Source organism: Candidatus Angelobacter sp., from assembly GCA_035607015.1.
Taxonomy (GTDB): domain Bacteria; phylum Verrucomicrobiota; class Verrucomicrobiia; order Limisphaerales; family AV2; genus AV2.
The window spans coordinates 1-4,923 of the sequence record DATNDF010000166.1; the positions used below are offsets into that span (position 1 = coordinate 1).

6 protein-coding genes are annotated in these 4,923 nt (G+C 59.9%); 5 read left to right on the forward strand and 1 reads right to left on the reverse strand.

The window, feature by feature from the left end:
* From lnt to VN887_06810, 4 genes are all read left to right on the forward strand, one after another.
* On the forward strand, nucleotides 1–615 hold a 615-nt coding region (gene lnt / locus VN887_06795), incomplete at its 5' end, for an apolipoprotein N-acyltransferase (GenBank protein HXT39714.1).
* A gap of 268 nt (nucleotides 616–883) precedes the next feature.
* On the forward strand, nucleotides 884–1,945 hold the full coding sequence (locus VN887_06800) for a hypothetical protein (GenBank protein ID HXT39715.1): 1,062 nt from the start codon (nucleotides 884–886) through the stop codon (nucleotides 1,943–1,945).
* Nucleotides 1,946–1,952: 7 nt separating this feature from the next.
* On the forward strand, nucleotides 1,953–2,651 hold the full coding sequence (locus tag VN887_06805; GenBank protein HXT39716.1) for a hypothetical protein: 699 nt from the start codon (nucleotides 1,953–1,955) through the stop codon (nucleotides 2,649–2,651).
* A 22-nt stretch (nucleotides 2,652–2,673) separates the two neighbouring features.
* Nucleotides 2,674–3,393, forward strand: a complete 720-nt coding sequence (locus VN887_06810) for a hypothetical protein (protein HXT39717.1) — start codon at nucleotides 2,674–2,676, stop codon at nucleotides 3,391–3,393.
* Between the two features lie 3 nt (nucleotides 3,394–3,396).
* Here the strand turns inward: VN887_06810 and VN887_06815 are convergent, their stop codons facing one another.
* The gene (locus VN887_06815; GenBank protein HXT39718.1) at nucleotides 3,397–4,107 is read right to left on the reverse strand and encodes a hypothetical protein; all 711 of its coding nucleotides are present in this window, start codon (nucleotides 4,105–4,107) and stop codon (nucleotides 3,397–3,399) included.
* Nucleotides 4,108–4,311: 204 nt separating this feature from the next.
* Between VN887_06815 and VN887_06820 the strand changes: the two genes are divergently transcribed.
* The coding region (locus tag VN887_06820; protein ID HXT39719.1) for a CHASE domain-containing protein at nucleotides 4,312–4,923 on the forward strand (612 nt) is incomplete at its 3' end.

Sequence of the window (4,923 nt, forward strand, 5' to 3'; positions counted from 1 at the left end):
ACGACGTATCGCAAACGGCACCTCGTTGTCTTTGGCGAATATCTTCCCTTTGCACAGTGGCTTCCGGTTTTGCGAAAGCTCATTCCCATTCCTGGCGATTTCACTCCGGGCGACCGTTTCGTGCCGTTCGAGCTTTCCGGCGCGGCGAAGGCAAAACTCTCGGTGCTGATTTGTTTTGAAGACGTGTTTCCGCACCTCGTGCGCGATTACGTCGGGGCCGATACCGATTTCCTGCTGAACCTGACGAACGATGGCTGGTTCGGCGAAGGCGCGGCGCAATGGCAACAGGCGGTGGGCGCGGTTTTTCGCGCAGTGGAGAATGGCGTGCCGCTCATCCGCTGCACGAACAACGGTCTGACCTGCTGGATTGATTCGCATGGGGTGATCCGGGAGATTTTGGGCGGCGAAGGAAAGGCGGTTTATGCGCCCGGCTTCATGCTGGCAAAGATTCCACTATCCACGTCGGGACAAGGGCATGAATCGACGTTTTACAACCGTCACGGCGACTGGTTTGGGTGGGTCTGCCTGGGTTTGTCGTTGGTTGCTGTTGTTGTCCGCATTGTTCACAATCGACCAAGTCCTCCGGCCAACACCTTCCGTGACAGTAAAGGATGATGCCGATCAGCGTGAAACGCATAAAGTTTTTGATCGTTGCATTCGGTGCCATCGTAATTGCCCCGTTTCCATGCCGGGCGAAAACCGTCAATGTGCCGTTGAAAACCGGCGGGTCGATGCAGATCAAGCCGGCATCTTTCTCGAGGCGGATCTACCGCGCAAAGTGTATGGTACCTTGCAAGGCCAAATGAAATAAAGAGGCAGGTCATTCTCGACTGCGCGGCCCTGCCGTGGAATAATCACCACAACTCTTGGAACCGACAGAACGATGAAAACGACCCGATGCCTGTGCCTGCTGCTGGGAGCAGCGGCATTTATCAGTCCCATTTTCGGCGCGGATAACAGGTCCGCGCTCAGCGACGGGGAAAGTCCGGCCGACCATCTGCCGCCGTGGATACGACGCGTGACCTGGTTCGGTGAACGTGCCGACTGGTCGCACGACGGCCGGCGGATTCTGTTTCTGGAAAAAACGTTCGGCGACGTTTACGAGGTCGATCTGGCGACGGGCGTCATCCGCGCGATGACGCACCATTACCCCCATTACGGCTATACGCGCGCCCTTTATCTGGCCAACGGCGACATTCTGTTGTCCGGTCCTGACCATTTCGATCCGAAGAAACCCGGCGACGCGCGCACCCAATGCTGGCTTTATGTGCTGGGCAAGAGTCTGACCCGGCCCGCACTGCCGCTCGGGAGCAAGTGCAGCGAGGGCCCGGCCGTGTCGCGCAAGCGCATGCACATCGCGTGGACGCATGTCAGCGCGGAATATCCGGAGGAGATGGAGAAAGGTTCGTCGCGCATGCAGGAGGCCGACATCGTGGAGGACAACGGGACGGCGAAACTGGTGAACCAGCGGGTGATCATCGAGAGCAAAGACCTGCCGTTCAAATGCACGATGGAGACGCAGAATTTTGTGCCGCCGGACGAGAAAAAACTGACGTTCTCGGCGTACGGGTACAATGGCACCGACGTTGGCCTGATTGATCTGGAGACGAAGAAGGTGGTTGATCTGACGAACTCACCGGGTGAATACGACGAGCCCGAAGGCATTTTTCCCGACGGTCAGTACACACTCGTCGAGTGCGACAAGCAGAACCGGAAGGGCCCGAGCTACGTTGACCTCTGGAAGCTGCGTCTCGACGGCGGCGGCTACGTCGAGCGACTCACCTACTTCAGCGATTATCCGGGTTATAAATCATCCAATCCCGTCGTGAGCGACGACGGCCGGTTCATGGCCTTCCAGATGGCCAGGTCGAAGGACGCGGCCGGCGTCGGCTACGGTATTTTCGTTTACGACCTGCGACAGGCAAAGGCTCGCCCGCGGCAATGATTCTAACATGAAGTTTCTGGGATTTTATCCTGACAGTGTCGTGGCCAGGGTACGGGCGGCCGGTGTGCCTCCACGCATGCCGACGCTGGAGTGGTCGGTTCGCATGGGCGCGAGCGGGTTTTGTATCATTGGCGTGGTCGTGTTTATCGTCGTGGCATTGGCCGACGGCTGGCTGAGGCGGCATCTGGGGGAAGCAGGCTCCTACGCAATTTACGCGCTGCTTTTCATTTTACCGGCGGGCGGACTGTTCAGGCAACTGGCCATCAAGCCGGCGCCATTGGTCCGCTTTTACCTCCTGTTCGCCGTTGCTTTCCTGCTCTACAGCACCGCGTGGATGACGGTCTGGGTTGCGTTACGGACCAAATCTGGCGAGTGGCTGGCATCGTTAGCGGCCACGACGGCGCTGGGGTTGACGCTTGCCACAGCGTTCGACGCGCCGAGACAGGCATTCAAGGCCATCGCAGTCCTGTTCGTCGCCCGCTCGGCAGGTTACTTCGGCGGCGAGCTGCTTCACAGCGCGGCTCCGGGCCTTGCGGGATGGCTTTTGTGGGGCGCCGCTTATGGCCTCGGTCTGGGCTCCGGTTTGGGCTACGCACTCCATGCCTGCCAGGAACCGGCACGGGAAAAATTAAAAACGATCGAGCCCACGGCGGCTCGCTGGGAATCAAACTCGACTCAATCCCGCAGGCGATACGGGAACAATTGAAAACGATCAAGCCCACCGCGGCATGAACGAGATCATCACCGTTACGGGACTGTCGAACCGGGAGTTCCTGGAAACTTACTCGCATCCGGGGCGCATTGGACTTTCCGGCGGCACCACCCTGGTTGACAAGGCGATTGCACGCGCCGAGCGGCACGTGGATGGCGCGGGCCAGTGGAGCCTCTGGTCCCATTCGTTTCTGTTTCAGGGCCGCCGGCCGGATGGCCACCATTGGGTGATCGAATCGGACCTCCAGATCAACCGCAAACACATCCGGCTTGGGGTGCAGGAGAACCGCATCTCGAAATACTTCGATGAACGGCTTTACGCCATGCTGGCCGTGCTTGATTTCGGACTCGCCGAGGAACAGGTCGCGACCCTCGTGCGCGAGGGACTTGAGCTGGTGGCGGCGCGGGCGCGCTATTCTCTGCGCGAGCTGGTGGGAACCCTGATCGCCCTGCGCCATCCGGAATTGCGTGGACGCGAAAACGTTCTCGCGCGCGAAAAGTCGCTTTATTGCTCCGCCTTTGTGCAGCATTTGTTCCGCAAGGCGGGCCTCGACCTCGCGCCCGGTGTGGACGCAAAAAACACCACTCCCGAAGACATCTGCCGCGCGCCGGCGCCACACGTGATGTACCTTTTGAAACGCGGATCAGGCCGCAGCCGGCTCGAACAATTGCGCGTCAGACTTCGCCGCCGGGTCCGCGCCAGAGTTCACCACCTGAAGAAAGTCGCTTTGCGTTGAGGTTCACGCGCGCCGCGTGGAACGCCGAAAGCGGTGATTCGCCCGATACCCGCTGCGATGTCCCCGCCGGTCCTCCTGGCTGAACCTTTTCTTTTTGGCAGGCGAACCGAAAATCTGGGTCCACTCCCCGTTCTTGAACACGCTCATATATCCGCCCTTCAATATCTCGAACGGTTTCCCGGCCTTGTTGAGATGGTCGAATCGCGTCGAACCCGGCTGGCGGAACCCCTCGAACCAGGCGGGATAAACGAAATCGCTCATCGCGACACTTTCCACGCGGAATTCCTCCTCCTCGACGGCGTCGGCAGTTTCGTAGGCGTAGATCAACCCCTTTGGACCGGTCGAGCAGAGGTTGATGGCAGGGTCCACCAGCATTTCCGCCAGCTCGTGGCTCGCGGTTACGCTCACTTTTTGTCCCGCTTGTATCGTGGTTTGGACAAAAACTTTTGAAAGCGGCAGGCCGTCCGGCGTCAGATCATGATAACCGAGGGCGTTCTGCACGTCGGCGTTGTCCAGAAGAGCCATCGCCCACGCGCCCGCGACGAAGTCGGCGGAACGGACCACCTTGGCGGATGCGCCCCAGACGGGCGCGAAGTGCGCGTCCACATACTTTTGCAGAGCCGCGACCAGCGCGTCGAAATCCACGCCGAGGGCCACCGTCGCGCTGTTGATACAGGCGATCGTTGGCATCTGCCCCTGATCGAACGCCGCCATGATTATTCTCTGTTGGTTCATTGCTTCAAATCGGCTCATGCCGTTCAGTCGCCGGTGCGCCTGCCGTCCGAAATTTTCGAATCACCATCATTTGACCACCGGTTCCGGCAATGCGTTCAGGCGACGATCCGCCCGACCGCCGGGAAAAGGCGTGTTTGCACGCAGGCGGGGGTTCGGCCATAGTCTCCGGCATACCGCCGTTGGATGAAACCGTTTTCCAGACCAGGGTCGCACAAGAACTCCTACCGTTGGGCGCCGTTCATTGTCTCGGGCATCGCGCTGCTGCTGGCGCTGGCGACAACGTATTACGTCGCCAAAATGACGGAAGCCAAGGCTGGCGAGCGGTTCGATCTTGCGGCGCAGCAGATCAGCAACGGTGTAGAGGATCTGGTGAACGGTCACGTCACGTTGCTTCATGCCGTGCGCGGACTGGCCTACGCGAGCCCCTCCGTATCGCGCCAGCAATTCCGGGACTATGTGGCCTCGCTGGACTTGCCACGCCGTTTTCCCGGGACCCAGGGAATCGGATTCTCGGTGCGCGTTCCCGCCGACAAAAAGGAAGAGCTGGTGAGGACCATGCGCGATCAGGGAGTGGAGGATTTTCACATTCATCCTGAAACCGCCCGCGCGGAGTATCACGCGATTGTCTATCTGGAACCGCTCGACAAACGAAACCAGGCGGCAGTCGGCTACGACATGTTCACGGAACCGGTGCGCCGCGCGGCGATGGAAAAGGCGCGGGACACGGGCGAACTCTCCGCCTCCGGCAGGGTCACTTTGGTGCAGGAAATCGACGAACCAAAACAGGCGGGGTTC